Raw genomic sequence first — 17,111 nt, 5'->3', positions numbered from 1 at the left:
GCTATTCTGTCCGGCCTTTTTGCGCCCCGTCGGCCTCTGGACTGTCGGCGGCTCGAGACGAAAATCGGGCTATGGCACCGCTGGCGATCCAGTCGGAAAAATAAGAAAACCGTTAATTATCTCTTTGTACCGGACCGAATACAATACCCTGTATTCCGAACAGCTTTGTGAGGCACGCCCATGATGAGAGGTCTTCACCAGCCTGGCGAATTCCGCGACAACTGCGGTTTCGGCCTGATTGCTCATATGGAGGGGCAGGCCAGTCACGATCTGCTCAAGACGGCGATCGAGTCACTGACCTGCATGACCCACCGTGGCGGCATCGCGGCGGATGGCAAGACCGGCGATGGCTGCGGCCTGCTGCTGAAAATGCCGATGAGCTTCATGCGCGCGCTGGCCGAGGATCAACTGGGCGTCACCCTGGGCGAGCGCTTCGCGGTCGGCATGGTGTTCTTCCCCGATGACGATGCTCGCGAGCAAAGTGCCCGCGAGACGCTGGAAGGCGAACTCGCCGAGCGGGGCCTGAGCGTCAAGGGGTGGCGTGACGTGCCTACCGATCCGAGCGTGTGCGGGCCGATGGCGCTCGAGTGCCTGCCGCGCATTCGTCAGGTCTTCGTCGAGGGGGAGGTCTCCCAGTCCGACGCGGCGTTCAACGTCGAACTGTTCATGGCGCGGCGCCTGGCCGAGCAGAAGCTGCGCCAGGAAGAGGAGTTCTACGTCTGCTCGCTGTCGTCCAAGGTGGTCTCCTACAAGGGCCTGATGATGCCCGCGGATCTTCCCACCTTTTACCAGGACCTGGGTGACGAGCGTCTCGAGACCGCGGTCTGTGTCTTTCACCAGCGCTTCTCGACCAATACGGCGCCGCGCTGGCCGCTGGCGCAGCCGTTCCGCTTCATGGCGCACAACGGCGAGATCAACACCATCGAGGCCAACCGCGGCTGGGCCAACGCGCGCAAGGCCAACTTCGTCAGCGAACTGCTGCCGGACATCGACGGCCTCGACGAGATCGTCAACACCACCGGCTCCGACTCGTCGAGCATGGACAACATGCTCGAGGTGCTGCTGACCGGCGGCATGGATCTCTACAACGCGGTGCGCATGATGGTGCCGCCGGCTTGGCAGAACGTCGAAACCATGGATGGCGACCTGCGCGCCTTCTATGAATACAACTCCATGCACATGGAAGCGTGGGACGGCCCCGCCGGCATCGTGATGACCGACGGCCGCCACGCCGTCTGCATGCTCGACCGCAACGGCCTGCGTCCGGCACGCTGGGTGATCACCGACAACGGCTATATCACCCTCTCCTCCGAGATCGGGGTGTGGAACTACTCCCCTGAATCGGTGGTGGCCAAGGGTCGCGTCGGGCCGGGCCAGATTCTCGCCGTCGATACCGAGACCGGCGAGGTGCTGCATACCGACGACATCGATCAGCGACTCAAGTCCGCCTATCCCTATCGGCGCTGGCTCAAGGAGCACGCCCACTATCTCGAGTCGGCCCTGACCGAGCTGGCGCGTTTCCAGCCGTTCGAGACCGAAGAGCTCAACGTCTATCAGAAGATGTTCTCGGTGACGTTCGAGGAGCGCGATCAGCTGCTGCGGCCGCTGGCCGAAAGTGGCCAGGAAGCCGTGGGCTCGATGGGCGACGACACGCCGATGGCGGTGCTGTCGCGGCAGAACCGACTGCTCACCGATTTCTTCCGCCAGAAGTTCGCCCAGGTCACCAATCCGCCCATCGATCCGCTGCGGGAAGCGATCGTGATGTCGTTGGAGACCTGCTGCGGGGCCGAGCTGAACGTGTTCGAGGCCACTCCCGAGCATGCCCACCGGCTGATCCTGACCACCCCGGTGCTGTCACCGCGCAAGTTCACCGCGCTGGTGACCCAGGAGGATCCGGCGTTCGCCTCGGTGCGGCTGCCGTTGCACTACGATCCGGAGACCACCTCGCTGCGCCAGGCGCTGATGGCGCTCTGCCAGCAGGCGGAGCAGGCGACCCGCGATGGCAAGGTGATCCTGGTGCTGTCGGATGCCGAGCTGGAGAAGGGCAAGCAGCCGATCCAGGCGCTGCTGGCCACCGGCGCGGTCCATCATCATCTCGCCAAGCTGGCGCTGCGTCCTCGTGTCAACATCGTGGTCGAGACCGGCTATGCCCGTGACGCCCATCAGATGGCGGTGTTCTTCGGCGTCGGCGCCACCGCGGTCTATCCGTACCTGGCTTATCAGGTGATGGCGGACATGCACCGCACCGGCGAGCTGGTCGGCAATCCGGCGGACGCCCGCGAGAACTACCGCAAGGGCATGCAGAAGGGGCTTTACAAGATTCTGTCGAAGATGGGTATCTCGCAGATCTCCTCCTACCGGGGCTCGCAGCTGTTCGAAGCCGTCGGTCTGGGGTCGGAGGTGATGCAGACGTGCTTCGACGGCATGATGTCGCGGATCGAGGGGACCGGCTTCAGCGAGCTGCAGATGCAGCAGGAGCTGGCCGCACGCGATGCCTGGATTCCGCGCAAGGGCATCCGCCAGGGCGGGCTGGTCAAGTTCGTCCATGGCCACGAGTACCACGCCTACAATCCCGACGTGGTGATGATGCTGCAGCAGGCGGTCCAGCAGGGCGACTACGCCAAGTGGAAAGCGTTCGCACGGCTGGTCAACGAGCGTCCGGTGGCCACGATCCGCGACCTGCTGAAGCTTAAGCCGGCCCCCGAGCCGTTGCCGTTGGAGGAGATCGAGCCCGTCGAGAGTCTGCTGCTGCGCTTCGACAGCGCCGGCATGTCACTGGGGGCGCTGTCGCCGGAGGCTCACGAAGCGCTGGCCCAGGCGATGAACGAGACCGGCGGGCGCTCCAACTCGGGTGAAGGTGGCGAGGATCCGGCCCGCTACGGCACCATCCGCTCGTCGAAGATCAAGCAGATCGCCTCCGGGCGCTTCGGCGTTACCCCGGCCTACCTGGTCAACGCCGAGGTGCTGCAGATCAAGGTGGCCCAGGGCGCCAAGCCGGGCGAGGGTGGCCAGTTGCCGGGCGGCAAGGTCAACGAGATGATCGCGCGGCTGCGCTACGCCGTGCCCGGCGTGACGCTGATCTCGCCGCCGCCGCATCACGACATCTACTCGATCGAGGATCTGGCCCAGTTGATCTTCGACCTCAAGCAGGTCAACCCGAGTGCGCAGGTCTCGGTCAAGCTGGTCTCCGAGCCGGGCATCGGTACCATCGCCACCGGGGTGGCCAAGGCCTATGCCGATCTGATCACGGTCTCCGGCTACGACGGCGGCACCGCGGCGAGCCCGATCACCTCGATCCGCCACGCTGGCAGCCCGTGGGAGCTGGGGCTGCCCGAGGTGCACCAGGCGCTGCGCATCAATGGCCTGCGCGACAAGATCCGGCTGCAGACCGACGGTGGCCTCAAGACCGGTCTCGACGTGGTCAAGGCGGCGATCCTGGGGGCGGAGAGTTTCGGCTTCGGCACCGCGCCGATGGTGGCGCTGGGCTGCAAGTACCTGAAGATCTGCCACCTCAACAACTGCGCCACCGGCGTCGCCACCCAGCATCAGGAGCTGCGCGACGAGCATTTCCGCGGCACCGTCGACATGGTCAAGCACTACTTCCGCTTCATCGCCGAGGAAGTGCGGGAACTGATGGCGCTGCTGGGTGTGCGCCAGTTGACCGACCTGATCGGGCGCACCGACCTGCTCGAGATGCTGGAGGGCGAAACGGCGGCGCAGCGCAAGCTGGATCTGAGCCCGCTGCTGGCCAATGACTTCGTGCCCAAGGAGGCGCCGCAGTTCTGTCAGGTCAGCCGCAACGTGCCGCATGATCCCGGCGCCAAGAATCAGGAGGTGTTCGAGGCGCTGCTGCCGGCGATCGAATCGAAGTCCGGAGGCGAGTTCACGTTCAAGATCACCAACTGCGATCGGTCGGTGGCGGCACGGGTCTCCGGCGAGATCGCCAAGCGCTACGGCGAAGCGGGGCTGGAAGACGCCCCGATCACGGCGCGCTTCACCGGTGTCGCCGGGCAGAGTTTCGGAGTGTGGAACGCGCGCGGGCTGAACCTGTATCTGGAAGGCGATGCCAACGACTACGTCGGCAAGGGCATGAATGGCGGCAAGGTGGTGATCGTGCCGCCCAGGGCCAGCCGCTTCAAGAGCCACGAGACGGCGATCATCGGCAATACCTGCCTCTACGGCGCCACCGACGGCAAGCTGTTCGCCGCCGGCATGGCCGGCGAGCGCTTCGGTGTGCGCAACTCCGGCACCCACGCCGTGATCGAGGGTGCCGGCGACCACTGCTGCGAATACATGACCGGCGGTCTGGTCTGCGTACTCGGCAAGACCGGGATCAACTTCGGGGCGGGCATGACCGGCGGTTTCGCCTACGTGCTCGACGAGGATCGCGGTTTCGTCGATCGCTACAACCATGAGCTGGTGGAGATCCATCGGATCAACACCGAATCGATGGAAGCCTACCGTCGCCACCTGCGCGAAGTGATTACCGAATACGTGGAAGAGACCGACTCGCCACGGGGGCACGCGATTCTCGAGGATTTCTCCGACTTCATCCGCCATTTCTGGCTGGTGAAGCCCAAGGCCGCAAGTCTCAACGGTTTGCTGGCCCAATCCAGGCGGCAGCCTGAGTAAGAGGCGGCGACGGCCCCAGTGCCCCGGGATTCAGCCCCGGGGCACGGGCATCCGCCGGAATCCGAGAGCGTCGTCGGCCCAGTGAGGAGAGGGAACATGGCAAATCGTTTGAGCAACGACTTTCAATTTATCGATGTGGGGCGGCGCGATCCGCAGAAGAAGGATGCACGCAGCCGGGCGAAGGAGTTCGCCGAGATCTACGAGCCGTACAAGCCCAGCGAGGCGGCCAGCCAGGCGCACCGCTGCCTGCACTGCGGCAACCCGTACTGCGAGTGGAAGTGCCCGGTTCACAACTACATTCCCAACTGGCTCAAGCTGGTCAGCGAGGGCAATATCCTGGAAGCGGCGGAGATGTCCCACCGCACCAACTCGCTGCCGGAGGTGTGCGGTCGGGTCTGTCCGCAGGATCGGCTGTGCGAGGGCGACTGCACGCTGAACGACGGCTTTGGTGCCGTCACCATCGGTTCGGTGGAGAAGTACATCACCGACACCGCGTTCGCCATGGGCTGGCGTCCGGACATGTCCAACGTGGTCATGACCGACAAGCGCGTGGCGATCGTCGGGGCCGGTCCGGCGGGCCTGGGCTGTGCCGATGTCCTGGTCCGCAACGGCGTGAAACCGGTGGTGTTCGACCGCTATCCGGAGATCGGCGGGCTGCTGACCTTCGGCATCCCCGAGTTCAAGCTCGAGAAGCACGTGATGGAGCGCCGTCGCGCGGTGTTCGAGGAGATGGGCGTCGAGTTCCGGCTCAATACCGAGATCGGCCGGGACATCACCTTCGAGCAGCTCGACGCCGAGTTCGACGCGGTCTTCCTCGGCATGGGCACCTACAAGTACATGGTCGGCGGCTTCCCGGGCGAGGAGATGGATGGCGTCTACAAGGCGCTCGACTTCCTGATCGCCAATGCCAATCACCACATGGGTTTCGAGAAGAATCCGGCCGACTACGTCTCGATGCAGGGCAGGCGGGTCGTCGTGCTTGGCGGTGGCGATACCGCGATGGATTGCAACCGCACCTCGATTCGTCAGGGCGCGGCCAGCGTGACCTGTGCCTATCGCCGGGACGAGGAGAACATGCCGGGCTCCAAGCGCGAGGTGGCCAACGCCCGCGAGGAGGGGGTCGAGTTCCTGTTCAACCGCCAGCCGGTGGCGATCGTCGGCGAGGGCAAGGTCGAGGGCGTCAAGCTGGTGCGTACCCGCATGGGCGAGCCGGACGACAAGGGGCGACGCAGCGCGGAAGTGGTCCCGGGCTCCGAGGAGATCCTGGCCTGCGACGCGGTGGTCATCGCGTTCGGCTTCCAGCCCAGCGAGATCGAGTGGTTCGAGACGCATCAGATCGAGATCGACGAGCGTGGCCGGGTGCTGGCGCCGGAAATCCCGGCGCAGATGGAGCGCTTCGCCTATCAGACCAGCAACGAGCGTGTGTTCGCCGGTGGCGATATGGTGCGGGGCTCCGACCTGGTGGTGACGGCGGTCTACGAAGGGCGCCAGGCGGCGGAGGGGATTCTCGACTACCTCAAGGTGTGACACCGGCCGGGCGCTTAGCGCGCTCGGGCACCGGTTCATCATGAGTCGCGAAGGACGCCAGCGCTGGCCTTGACGCCAGCGTTGGCGTCTGTCGTTGATAGCCCGGGCCGGCGCCAATCATGCGCCTCGACGACTCGAGCGAGAAAAGCGCTCGTTCCCGGCGGTGGTATAAAGGGGAGCCAGCCTTTACAGTGGCGCGCCCAACATGAATCGCAGACTTTGGAAGGCCAAACCATGATCAGGCTCGAACGTAATATCCTCGACCAGGCGAATACCCACCTGCGCGTGCTGGAAGATCACGTGCTGGATCAGGACGGCGGCGACCAGGCCATTCTGGTGAGCGGCCAGTTGAACGCGCTGTTTTCGCTGGCCAAGCTCAACGACAGCGGGATGTCGGACGAGTGTGTCGGCATGCTCGAAGAGATCGAGCGCCGCTCCAACATCCTGACTTCCCGCTTGCCGACGCGCGGCTGAGGCGCCGCTCCGCTGACCGCCGCGCCGGCCCGTATCAGTCCATGGCGATACGGCCGACCAGCGTCTCGACGCGCTGCGGCGAGGAGTCCGCGAGGACCTCTCGCGCCTCGTCGAGTCGATCGGCGTCCAGATTGAGCAGCAGTACGCCGGCCACCTTGCCGTCCTCCAGGTAGTAATAGACCCCCCGGCCGGAGTCGGGATCGGCGTCCTCGACGATGTCCAGCGAGCTGTCCATGCGACCCACCGCTTTCCAGGCGAAGTCGAAGACGTTGGAGTAGAAGTAGGGCGTGTGATCGTAGGTCTCATCGCTACCCGCCATGATGCGCCCGACGGTCTGGCCCATCTGATTGGCGTTGTCGACGTGTTCGGCATGCCAGCGGCCGAGGATCCGATCCGGATAGGTCGCGACGTCGCCGGCGGCGAAGATGGCCTCGTCCGTGGTGGTCAGGCGGGCGTCGACGAGAATCCCGCCGTCGGTCTCGAGGCCTGCCTCCTCGGCCAGCGCCACGCAGGGCTCGACGCCCAGTCCGAAGATGGCCGCGTCCGCCTCCAGGCTGGCGCCGTCGTCCAGCGCAAGGGTGACGCTGCCATCCTCTTCGCGCCCGCCGGTGACCTTGCGTCCGCCCAGGAGAGTGACGCCTGCGTCTAGGTAGGCCCGGTGCAAGCGATCGGCGACGCCGGGCGGGAACATCGCGCCGCCCAGCACGTCCTCGGGGTGGATCAAGGTGACCCGACAGCCGTTCTGGACCAGCGCCGCGGCAAGTTCCGTACCGATATAGCTGCCGCCGACAACGGCGACGTGCAGGCCCTGATCGGCCAGCCGCCGCAGGCAGTCGTAGTCCTCGACGGTGCGGAAATAGCGCACGCGCTCGCTTGGCGGCAGATCGATCGTCACGGGAGCGCCACCGGTGGCCAGCAACAGCCGGCCGTAGCCGAAGGTATCGCCGCTGGCTGTTGTCACCGTCCGCTGCTGGCGGTCGATGGCCGTCACTCGGGTATCGGTATGAAGCGTCGTGCCGGCGTGCTGTTCCGGCTGCATCCAGATCTTGTCATAACCGAAATCGGGGTCGGTCCACAGTTTCTTCGAGAGCGCAGGGCGGGTGACCGGCCCGTTGGGCTCGGCGCCGAGGATACCGATGGTGCCCTCGGCATCACGCTCGCGAATGCCTTCCACGGCGTTGGCGGCAACCATGCCGGCGCCGACGATCAGATAGTCGTAACGTTGCATATCCACTCCCTGGCATGTCTTGAAGTTGGGACGCCACCGCTCCCGATGGCGTCGCTGGGGGGCTTGGCCCGACCGTGCGGGCGATGCGTTCAGCGTAGTTCACCCGCGACGCTCCATGCCAAGGTGCGATGGCGGGAAGCATCCGATCGGCGCTGCCGTTAGAATGCGCCTCGGGCCGTCGCTCGTCGGTCACGCTGACTACCACCGCTTCCCTGTGCTCGAATGCCGCCGGCGCCGTCCGGTACTGCTCTGGAGAACAAACTCGATGTCATCCTGGTTTCCCCGCTGGCGGCGCGTCGATGCCGCTCGTCACCAAGGTCTGGTCGCCCCCGACGAGGCGTTGCCGCCGGCGCAGACGCTGCTGATGGGCATCCAGCACGCCGTGGCGATGTTCGGCTCCACGGTGCTGGCACCGCTGCTGATGGGTTTCGACCCCAACCTGGCGATCCTGATGTCGGGCATCGGCACGCTGCTGTTCTTCGTGATCGTCGGCGGGCGGGTTCCCAGCTACCTGGGTTCCAGCTTTGCCTTCATCGGCGTGGTGATCGCCGCCACCGGTTACGCCGGCAGCGGCGGCAACCCCTCCATCGCTCTGGCGCTGGGGGGCATCATCGCCTGTGGCGCGATCTACACCCTCATCGGCGTGGTGGTCATGGCGCTGGGCACGCGCTGGATCGAGTATCTGCTGCCGCCGGTGGTAACGGGGGCGATCGTGATGACCATCGGCCTCAATCTGGCGCCGGTGGCGGTCTCCAGCGTGAAGGGATCCAGTTTCGACGCGGCGATGGCGCTGGTGACCATCCTCTGTGTCGGCCTGGCCGCGGTGCTGACACGAGGCATGCTCCAGCGGTTGCTGATTCTGGTGGGTCTGGTGGCGGCCTACGCCATCTATGCGCTGGTCACCAACGGTCTGGGCTGGGGAGCGCCGATCGATTTCTCGGCGATCGGTGCGGCCGATTGGTTGGGGATGCCCGCGTTCACGGCGCCGTCGTTCAGCCCCCATGCGATCGTGCTGATCGCGCCGGTCGCGATCATCCTGGTGGCGGAGAACCTCGGCCACATCAAGGCGGTAGGAGCGATGACCGGACGTGATCTCGACCCCTATATCGGTCGGGCTTTCGTCGGCGACGGCCTGGCGACGATGGTCTCCGGGGCATCCGGCGGCACCGGCGTGACCACCTATGCCGAGAATATCGGGGTGATGGCGGTGACCCGGGTCTACTCGACCCTGATCTTCGCCGCCGCCGCCGGTTTCGCCATCCTGCTCGGCTTCTCGCCACGCTTCGGGGCATTGATCCAGACCATTCCCGGCCCGGTGCTGGCCGGCACCTCGATCGTGGTGTTCGGGCTGATTGCGGTGGCCGGCGCCCGTATCTGGATCCAGAACGGTGTCGATCTGGGCGATAACGTCAACCTGATCGTGGCGGCGGTGACCCTGGTGCTGGGCGCCGGCAATTTCTCCATCGACTTCGGCGGCTTCACCCTCGACGGCATCGGGACGGCCACCTTCGGTGCGATTCTTCTGCATCTCGTGCTGCGTCGTGGCGCCGGGCGCAGGCAGGGCGTTGCCGGTTGATGCCGATCCGGGCTTCGTTTCGGGCCCGTTGAACGTTAGTCTTGGGTGGCACATGGGTCCAAGCCGTAGCGCGACCCGGACCACCCCCAACCCTTGTCGATCGCGTCCGAGATAGAGTCCCCAATGAGCGAGTCGCAGTCCCTCGATATCCATGCCGACGAACAGGCTCCCATGGCGCAGTCGATCGCGATGACGCGCGAGGTGCTGGAGCAGGACCTGATTCGCCGCCACTTCGAGCATGTCTACCCGGAGGTGGCGTTGAAGAGCCATCAGGAGCTGCGCAGCTCGATCCAGCACGTTCTGGCCACCGCGCCCCCTGGCGTCCAGTTGCGGGATGGGGTGTATCTCTTCGCCTATGGCTCGCTGATCTGGAATCCGTGTGTCGAGGTCGCCGAGCGTCACACCTGTCGGCTCTACGGTTACCATCGCGACTTCTGCCTCAAGCTCGATCACGGCCGCGGCACTCCCGAGACCCCCGGACTGATGCTGGCGCTGGCGCCTGGTGGTTCCTGCCATGGCGTGGCGCTGCGTGTCCCCGGTGATCACCTCGAGCGCGAACTGACGCTGGTATGGCGGCGCGAGATGCTGACCGGCGCCTATCGGCCTCGCTGGATCAAGCTGAAGACGGACGTCGGCCCGATATGGGGAGTCGCCTTCGTGATCAACCCGCATCACGAGCGCTACATCGGTCGGCAGCCCGACGAGACGGTGGTGCACCTGCTGCGTACCGGCCGCGGCGTGCTGGGGTCCTGCCGCGAGTACCTCGACAACACGGTCGGCGATCTGCATGCGCTCGGCATTCGGGACCGGCGGCTGGAGTCGCTGCAGCGCGCCGTCGCCGGCTGATGCCGCCCGGGGCGTGACGAGGGCGCGATCCAAAATTGAGCCTTTCGCACGAGTCTGGTAATCTGACGTCCCATCCTGGCCCGACTTTCTCCCCCGGGTCTTTTCTCACGAGCTTTACGACCACGATTCGACAGGTTTTCCATGACACGATATATCTTCGTGACCGGCGGCGTTGTGTCCTCACTGGGCAAGGGCATTGCGTCCGCTTCGCTGGCTGCGATTCTCGAGGCCCGCGGCCTCAAGGTCACCATCCTCAAGCTGGACCCGTACATCAACGTCGATCCGGGCACCATGAGTCCGTTTCAGCATGGCGAGGTGTTCGTCACCGAGGATGGCGCGGAAACCGATCTCGATCTGGGGCACTACGAGCGCTTCATCCGTACCAAGATGACCCAGAGCAACAACTTCACCACCGGTCGGGTCTACGAGCACGTGCTGCGCAAGGAGCGTCGGGGCGATTATCTCGGCGGTACCGTGCAGGTGATCCCGCATATCACCGACGAGATCAAGCACCGCGTGGTCAAGGGGGGGGAAGGCTACGATGTGGCGCTGGTGGAGATCGGCGGCACCGTGGGCGATATCGAGTCGCTGCCGTTCCTGGAGTCGATTCGCCAGCTGCGTAGCGAAGTCGGCGCCAATCGTGCCCTGTTCATGCACCTGACCCTGGTGCCCTACATCAAGACCGCCGGCGAGACCAAGACCAAGCCGACCCAGCACAGCGTCAAGGAGCTGCGCTCGATCGGTATCCAGCCCGATATCCTGATCTGCCGCAGCGAGGTCGAGCTGGAGGAGAGCGAGCGGCGCAAGATCGCGCTGTTCACCAATGTCGAGGAGCGCGCCGTCATCCCGCTGCAGGATGCCGACACCATCTATCGCATCCCGCTGATGCTGCACGAGCAGGGTCTCGACGATATCGTCTGCGACAAGTTCCGTCTCGACGCCCCGCAGGCGGACCTGGCCGAATGGATCCACGTCCTCGATGCCAAGCTCAACCCGCTCAAGACGATCAACATCGCCATGGTCGGCAAGTACATGGAGCTGCTCGACGCCTACAAGTCGCTCAACGAGGCGCTGATCCACGCCGGCATCCAGACCCGGGTGAAGGTCAATGTCGAGTACATCGACTCCGAGCTGATCGAGCGCCACGGTACCGAGCGCCTGGCCGGGAAAGATGCGATTCTGGTGCCGGGCGGCTTCGGTGAACGGGGCGTCGAGGGCAAGATCCAGACCGCCCGTTTCGCGCGCGAGAACGATATCCCCTATCTCGGTATCTGCCTCGGCATGCAGGTGGCGGTGATCGAGTTCGCCCGTCACGTGGCGGGTTGGGCCGATGCCAACTCCACCGAATTCACTCGCGAGACCCAGCACCCGGTGGTCGGCCTGATCACCGAGTGGATCAACCCCGAAGGGCAGATCGAGCTGCGCGACGAGGCCTCCGATCTGGGCGGCACCATGCGCCTCGGCGGCCAGGAGTGCCGACTCAAGCCGGGCTCCAGGGCGCACGAGGTTTACGGCCTGGACACGATCACCGAACGCCACCGCCACCGCTTCGAGGTCAACGAGCAGTTCGTCGAGCAGCTCGAGGCGGCGGGGCTGGTCGTCTCCGGCAAGAGCGGTGATCAGGCGCTGGTCGAGATGATCGAGCTGCCTGACCATCCCTGGTTCGTGGCTTGCCAGTTCCACCCCGAGTTCACCTCGACCCCGCGCGACGGCCATCCGCTGTTCACCGGTTTCGTCAATGCGGCGCTGGAGCACAAGGCCCAGCGCCAGCGCCAGCACGGCATGGCCCATCAGGAATGACCGCGTGACCCGGCGGGGGATGAAGCGATTCATCCCCCGCTGTCGTTGGAGAGACTGGACCTGGGATGCCTGCGCTGGCTAAGCTCCGGAACTGCTAACATGATGGAATCACCGCGCCCGGGCCCTCTCGCCGGGAACCGGGCGCTTCACGCTCGACGTACCGAGTGATCAACCGAAAGAGCTTTCAACCGACAGGACGACGTAACATGGCTGAGATCGTTGATATCCGCGCCCTCGAAGTGCTCGATTCCCGCGGCAACCCCACCGTGCAGGCGCAAGTCACGCTGAGTGGCGGCATCACTGGCAGCGCCTGTGCGCCCAGCGGCGCTTCCACCGGTTCTCGTGAAGCGCTGGAGCTGCGCGACGGCGACAAGTCGCGCTATCTGGGCAAGGGCGTGCTGAAGGCCGTCGACGCGGTCAATGGCAAGATCCGCGAGCGCTTGATGGGCATGGATGCCAGCGACCAGCGGGCCCTCGACGACGCCATGCTGGCGCTGGACAGTACCGACAACAAGGCCAGCCTGGGGGCCAACGCGATTCTCGCGGTGTCGCTGGCCGCGGCCAAGGCGGCGGCGATCGCCAAGGGCGTGCCGCTCTACGCCCACATCGCCGAACTCTACGGCCAGCCGGATCACTACACCATGCCGGTACCGATGATGAATATCCTCAACGGTGGCGAGCATGCCGACAACAACGTCGACATTCAGGAGTTCATGGTCCAGCCGGTGGGCGCGCCCAACTTCCGCGAGGCGCTGCGCATGGGTGCGGAGATCTTCCATGCACTGAAGAAGGTACTCTCCGCCAAGGGGCTCTCCACCTCGGTGGGCGACGAGGGCGGTTTCGCGCCGAACCTCTCCTCCAACGCCGAGGCCCTGGCGGTGATCAAGCAAGCGGTCGACGATGCCGGTTACCACCTTGGCAAGGATGTCACCCTGGCACTCGACTGCGCCTCCAGCGAATTCTTCAAGGATGGCAGCTACGACCTCGCCGGCGAGGGCAAGCAGTACGACGCCGCGGGATTCACCGACTACCTGGCCGATCTCTGCAATCAGTATCCGATCGTCTCCATCGAGGATGGCATGGACGAGTCGGACTGGGATGGCTGGAAAGCGCTGACCGACAAGCTGGGCGACAAGATCCAGTTGGTCGGTGACGACCTTTTCGTCACCAACACCCGGATATTGAAGCGGGGTATCGACGAGAAGATCGGCAACTCGATCCTGATCAAGTTCAACCAGATCGGCTCGCTCTCCGAGACGCTGGACGCGATCAAGATGGCCCAGGATGCCGGCTTTACCGCGGTGATCTCACATCGCAGCGGCGAGACCGAAGACACCACCATCGCCGATCTCGCCGTGGGCACCGCCGCCGGCCAGATCAAGACCGGCTCGCTGTGCCGCTCCGATCGTGTCGCCAAGTACAACCGCCTGCTGGTGATCGAGCAGGAACTGGGTGACAAGGCCGCCTACCCGGGGCTGAAGGCGATAAAAGGGCAGTAATGTCTGCCTGATCGATTGAAACGCAAGAAGGCCGCTCATCGAGCGGCCTTCTTGCGTTCTTCGGCAGCGAGTGTCCGATTTGCGTAATAGCAGATCAGCGTTCGAGCAGCTCGATCTTGTTGGGCTTGCCATCCCACTCCTTGGCGTCTTCCGGCGGATCCTTCTGCTCGGCGATGTTGGGCCACACTTCGGCGAGCTCGGCATTGAGCTCGATGAACTGCCGCTGGCCCTCGGGCAGCTCGTCTTCCGAGAAGATCGCTTCGGCGGGGCATTCCGGTTCACAGAGGGCACAGTCGATGCACTCGTCGGGGTGAATGACGAGGAAATTGGGCCCCTCGTAGAAACAGTCCACCGGGCAGACTTCGACGCAGTCGGTGTATTTGCACTTGATGCAGTTCTCGGTGACGACGAACGTCATGGGTGTTCTCTCCTGATTGACGGCCCGGCCAGGCGACGCGTTTTGCCACAGCCCTAAGTCAAAGCTCTATGTCACAGCTCTTGGTCACGGTGCTGGCGGATATGAGACGTTGTTGAAATCACCGATTTCACGGTGCCGCCGCGTGCTGCGCGAATGGCGCCATATTTTAGGCGGCTGGCGCCAGCTCCGGCAAGCCGCCACGTGGAACATCGAGGAATGGCGTTATAGCTTCCTCGTCGCTCAGCGTTGATCGCGCCAGGCATAGAGCAGATCCAGCGCCGCCCGCGGTGTCAGCGAGTCGACGTCGAGCGACTCCAGTGCTTCGAGCACCGGATGCGGTGTCGCGGCGAACAGGTCCGCCTGCTGCGGTCCCGTCGGTTGGGCGTGCATGCCCGACATCTCCGGCATCGCGGCAGGCTGCTCGAGACTGGCCAGCTTGTCGCGGGCGCGGGCAATCACGCTCTGGGGCACGCCGGCGAGCTGGGCGACCTGGAGGCCGTAGCTCTGGCTGGCCGGCCCCTCCTCGACGCGGTGCATGAAGACGATCCCGTCGCGGTGCTCCGCGGCGGTGAGATGCACGTTGGCGACGGTCTCCTGCTGTTCGGCCAGTGCGGTCATCTCGAAGTAATGCGTGGCGAACAGGGTGAAGGCACGCTGGCTGGCGAGATGCTCGGCGCTGGCCCAGGCCAGCGAGAGGCCGTCGAAGGTACTGGTGCCGCGGCCGATCTCGTCCATCAGCACCAGGCTCTCGGCGGTGGCGTTGTGGAGGATGCTGGCCGTCTCGGTCATCTCCACCATGAACGTGGAGCGGCCACCGGCCAGGTCGTCGCTGGAGCCGATCCGGGTGAAGATCCGGTCCACCGGGCCGATCTCGGCACTCTCCGCCGGAACGAAACTGCCGGTATGGGCGAGCAGGGCGATCAGCGCCGCCTGACGCATGTAGGTCGACTTGCCGCCCATGTTGGGGCCGGTGATGACCAGCATGCGGCGATCGTCATCGAGGATCAGGTCGTTGGGCACGAACGGGTGCTGGCTGACATGTTCGACCACGGGGTGGCGGCCGCCGAGGATATGGAAACCCGGTGTCTCCGAGAGCCTCGGCCGCACGAAATCCAGGTTCTGGGCGCGTTCGGCAAAGGCGCAGAGCACGTCGAGCGCACCCAGCGAGCGACCGGTGGCCTGCAGCGCGTCGAGTTCGGCATTGAGGGTATCGATCAGGCTTTCGTAGAGCAGCTTCTCCCGCGCCAGCGCACGCGACTTGGCCGACAGCGCCTTGTCCTCGAACTCCTTGAGCTCGGGGATGATGAAGCGCTCGGCGTTCTTCAGCGTCTGGCGACGGATGTAGTCCGCCGGCACCTCGCGGGCCTGGGCGCGCGGGATCTCGATGTAGTAGCCGTGAACCCGGTTGTAGCCGACCTTGAGGCCGGACAGGCCGGTGCTTTCGCGCTCACGAAGCTCGAGCTGGACCAGGTAGTCGCCGGCATGCTCGGCCAGGCCGCGATACTCGTCGAGTTCGGCATCGAAACCTTCGCGGATGACCCCGCCATCCCGGATCACCACCGGCGGGTTGTCGATCAGTGCCTGGGTCAGGGTGGCGGCCAGTTCGGGATAGGGATGGATATGGCGGGCGAGGTCGTCCAGTGCGCTTTCGCCCTCGATACGCTCGAGGTCGGCCTGCAGTGTCGGCAGCACGTTGAGCGCGTCGCGCAGGCGGGCCAGATCCCGGGGCCGGGCGCTGCGCAGTGCCACGCGGGCCAGTATCCGCTCGACATCGCCAACCTCCTTGAGTGGCTCGCGGATCAGCAGGTACTGGTCGGCGTCGAGCAGCAGTTGTACCGCTGCCTGGCGGGCACCGATCTGATGCCGGTCACGCAGTGGCCGATTGAGCCAGCGCTTGAGCAGACGCGACCCCATCGGCGTGACGGTCGTGTCGAGCACGCTGGCCAGGGTGTTGTCGCCGCTGCCGCCGAGGTTGATGTCGATCTCGAGATTACGGCGGCTGGCGGCATCGATCACCACCGATTCGTCACGGCTCTCGACGCTCAGCGCGGTGACGTGGGGCAACCGGGAACGCTGAGTGTCCCTGGCGTAGTCGACCAGCACTCCGGCGGCGACCAGCGCGGTTTCGAGGTGGGTGCAGCCGAAGCCCCTGAGATCCGCGACCTCGAACTGGTCGCACAGCAGGCGATTGGCCGTTTCCAGGTCGAAATGCCAGTCGTTCTGACGTTTCAGGCCGCGCCGCTCCGTCAGCGACGGCGGGAGGTCGAGGCTTTCGGCGATCAGCAGTTCGGCGGGCTGCAGGCGATGAATCTCGGCCAGCATGTCGGCCTCGCCATCGATCTCGAGCACGCTGAAGCGGCCGCTGGAAAGTTCCAGCCAGGCAATGCCCCAGCGTTCGCCGGTGCGATGGAGGGCGACCAGCAGGTTGTCGCGGCTGGCATCGAGCAGCGCTTCGTCGAGCAGCGTTCCCGGTGTGACGATGCGCACGACGCGGCGCTCCACCGGCCCCTTGGCCGTGCTCGGATCGCCGATCTGCTCGCAGATGGCCACCGACTGACCGGACTTGACCAGGCGCGCCAGGTAGGACTCGACGCTATGGTAGGGAATACCCGCCATGGGGATCGGCTTGCCGGCCGACTGGCCACGGGCCGTCAGCGTGATGTCGAGCAGTTGCGAAGCCCGCTTGGCGTCGTCGTAGAAAAGCTCATAGAAATCGCCCATCCGGTAGAAGAGCAGTACATCCGGATGCTCGCGCTTGATCTTGAGATACTGCGCCATCATTGGCGTATGCTGGGTGCTCTTGCTGGAGGCCGCGTCCTGCATGGGTTTCAGGGTTACTCCGTTTTTCTGTGGGGCATCAATGGGGTAAAAGCGCCGCGTCTCGGCATCTCGATCCAGATGCGCTCGGCCTCGGACTGGCTCTCGGTGTCGATCCCTTTCGTATGGACCTTCACCAGCATCGAGTCGTCCTTGTGCCCCGTCTGCTTTGCGATGAGGGCAAGGTTACCACGCGGTGGCTGGGTCCGGCACCGCGCGACGCGGCGGTCGCCTTAGAGGGGATCATGCATCAGGTGTAGTGATTTCAGCCTGAGTGCCCGCCGATAACTCGTT

Annotated in this window: 10 protein-coding genes; 7 read left to right on the top strand and 3 right to left on the bottom strand. The window is 65.0% G+C overall.

Annotation, left to right across the window (positions count from 1 at the left end):
- The first annotated feature begins 180 nt into the window (after positions 1 to 180).
- The 3 genes from gltB to AAGT95_RS00650 all read left to right on the top strand — a co-directional run bounded on the left by gltB (position 181) and on the right by AAGT95_RS00650 (position 6,633).
- On the top strand, positions 181 to 4,632 hold the full coding sequence (gene gltB / locus AAGT95_RS00660) for a glutamate synthase large subunit (protein ID WP_342595185.1): 4,452 nt from the start codon (positions 181 to 183) through the stop codon (positions 4,630 to 4,632).
- Positions 4,633 to 4,728: 96 nt separating this feature from the next.
- A complete protein-coding gene (locus AAGT95_RS00655) occupies positions 4,729 to 6,159 on the top strand; it encodes an FAD-dependent oxidoreductase (protein ID WP_110598924.1) in 1,431 nt (476 codons plus the stop codon).
- A gap of 234 nt (positions 6,160 to 6,393) precedes the next feature.
- The gene (locus AAGT95_RS00650; protein ID WP_110598922.1) at positions 6,394 to 6,633 is read left to right on the top strand and encodes a hypothetical protein; all 240 of its coding nucleotides are present in this window, start codon (positions 6,394 to 6,396) and stop codon (positions 6,631 to 6,633) included.
- A gap of 34 nt (positions 6,634 to 6,667) precedes the next feature.
- Here AAGT95_RS00650 and AAGT95_RS00645 read toward each other — a convergent pair whose 3' ends face one another.
- On the bottom strand, positions 6,668 to 7,861 hold the full coding sequence (locus AAGT95_RS00645) for an NAD(P)/FAD-dependent oxidoreductase (RefSeq protein ID WP_342595184.1): 1,194 nt from the start codon (positions 7,859 to 7,861) through the stop codon (positions 6,668 to 6,670).
- Between the two features lie 265 nt (positions 7,862 to 8,126).
- Here AAGT95_RS00645 and AAGT95_RS00640 point away from each other — a divergent pair, with 265 nt between their 5' ends.
- From AAGT95_RS00640 to eno, 4 genes are all read left to right on the top strand, one after another.
- A complete protein-coding gene (locus tag AAGT95_RS00640) occupies positions 8,127 to 9,437 on the top strand; it encodes a solute carrier family 23 protein (protein WP_342595183.1) in 1,311 nt (436 codons plus the stop codon).
- 123 nt (positions 9,438 to 9,560) lie between these two features.
- The gene (locus tag AAGT95_RS00635) at positions 9,561 to 10,283 is read left to right on the top strand and encodes a gamma-glutamylcyclotransferase (RefSeq protein WP_342595182.1); all 723 of its coding nucleotides are present in this window, start codon (positions 9,561 to 9,563) and stop codon (positions 10,281 to 10,283) included.
- A 141-nt stretch (positions 10,284 to 10,424) separates the two neighbouring features.
- Positions 10,425 to 12,083 carry a CTP synthase gene (locus AAGT95_RS00630; protein ID WP_110598914.1) on the top strand — a complete coding sequence of 553 codons (1,659 nt, stop codon included), beginning with the start codon at positions 10,425 to 10,427 and terminating at the stop codon, positions 12,081 to 12,083.
- Between the two features lie 206 nt (positions 12,084 to 12,289).
- Positions 12,290 to 13,582, top strand: coding sequence for a phosphopyruvate hydratase (gene eno, locus AAGT95_RS00625; protein WP_342595181.1), 1,293 nt, complete (start codon positions 12,290 to 12,292; stop codon positions 13,580 to 13,582).
- A gap of 94 nt (positions 13,583 to 13,676) precedes the next feature.
- Here eno and fdxA read toward each other — a convergent pair whose 3' ends face one another.
- Together fdxA and mutS are read right to left on the bottom strand one after the other, a co-directional pair.
- On the bottom strand, positions 13,677 to 14,000 hold the full coding sequence (gene fdxA, locus AAGT95_RS00620; protein WP_110598910.1) for a ferredoxin FdxA: 324 nt from the start codon (positions 13,998 to 14,000) through the stop codon (positions 13,677 to 13,679).
- Between the two features lie 240 nt (positions 14,001 to 14,240).
- The gene (mutS, locus tag AAGT95_RS00615; protein ID WP_342595180.1) at positions 14,241 to 16,823 is read right to left on the bottom strand and encodes a DNA mismatch repair protein MutS; all 2,583 of its coding nucleotides are present in this window, start codon (positions 16,821 to 16,823) and stop codon (positions 14,241 to 14,243) included.
- Positions 16,824 to 17,111 lie beyond the last annotated feature (288 nt).

The organism is Salinicola lusitanus, from assembly GCF_038648475.1.
Lineage (GTDB): Bacteria > Pseudomonadota > Gammaproteobacteria > Pseudomonadales > Halomonadaceae > Salinicola > Salinicola lusitanus.
Note: the sequence above shows the minus strand (reverse complement) of the source record. Positions and strands in the feature narration are given on the sequence as shown.

Coding starts and splice junctions, on each gene's coding strand:
- AAGT95_RS00635 (WP_342595182.1), top strand. CDS start 9,561: ATGAGCGAGTCGCAGTCCCTCGATATCCATGCCGACGAACAGGCTCCC.
- AAGT95_RS00645 (WP_342595184.1), bottom strand. CDS start 7,861: ATGCAACGTTACGACTATCTGATCGTCGGCGCCGGCATGGTTGCCGCC.
- AAGT95_RS00640 (WP_342595183.1), top strand. CDS start 8,127: ATGTCATCCTGGTTTCCCCGCTGGCGGCGCGTCGATGCCGCTCGTCAC.
- fdxA (WP_110598910.1), bottom strand. CDS start 14,000: ATGACGTTCGTCGTCACCGAGAACTGCATCAAGTGCAAATACACCGAC.
- gltB (WP_342595185.1), top strand. CDS start 181: ATGATGAGAGGTCTTCACCAGCCTGGCGAATTCCGCGACAACTGCGGT.
- AAGT95_RS00655 (WP_110598924.1), top strand. CDS start 4,729: ATGGCAAATCGTTTGAGCAACGACTTTCAATTTATCGATGTGGGGCGG.
- AAGT95_RS00650 (WP_110598922.1), top strand. CDS start 6,394: ATGATCAGGCTCGAACGTAATATCCTCGACCAGGCGAATACCCACCTG.
- eno (WP_342595181.1), top strand. CDS start 12,290: ATGGCTGAGATCGTTGATATCCGCGCCCTCGAAGTGCTCGATTCCCGC.
- AAGT95_RS00630 (WP_110598914.1), top strand. CDS start 10,425: ATGACACGATATATCTTCGTGACCGGCGGCGTTGTGTCCTCACTGGGC.
- mutS (WP_342595180.1), bottom strand. CDS start 16,823: ATGCAGGACGCGGCCTCCAGCAAGAGCACCCAGCATACGCCAATGATG.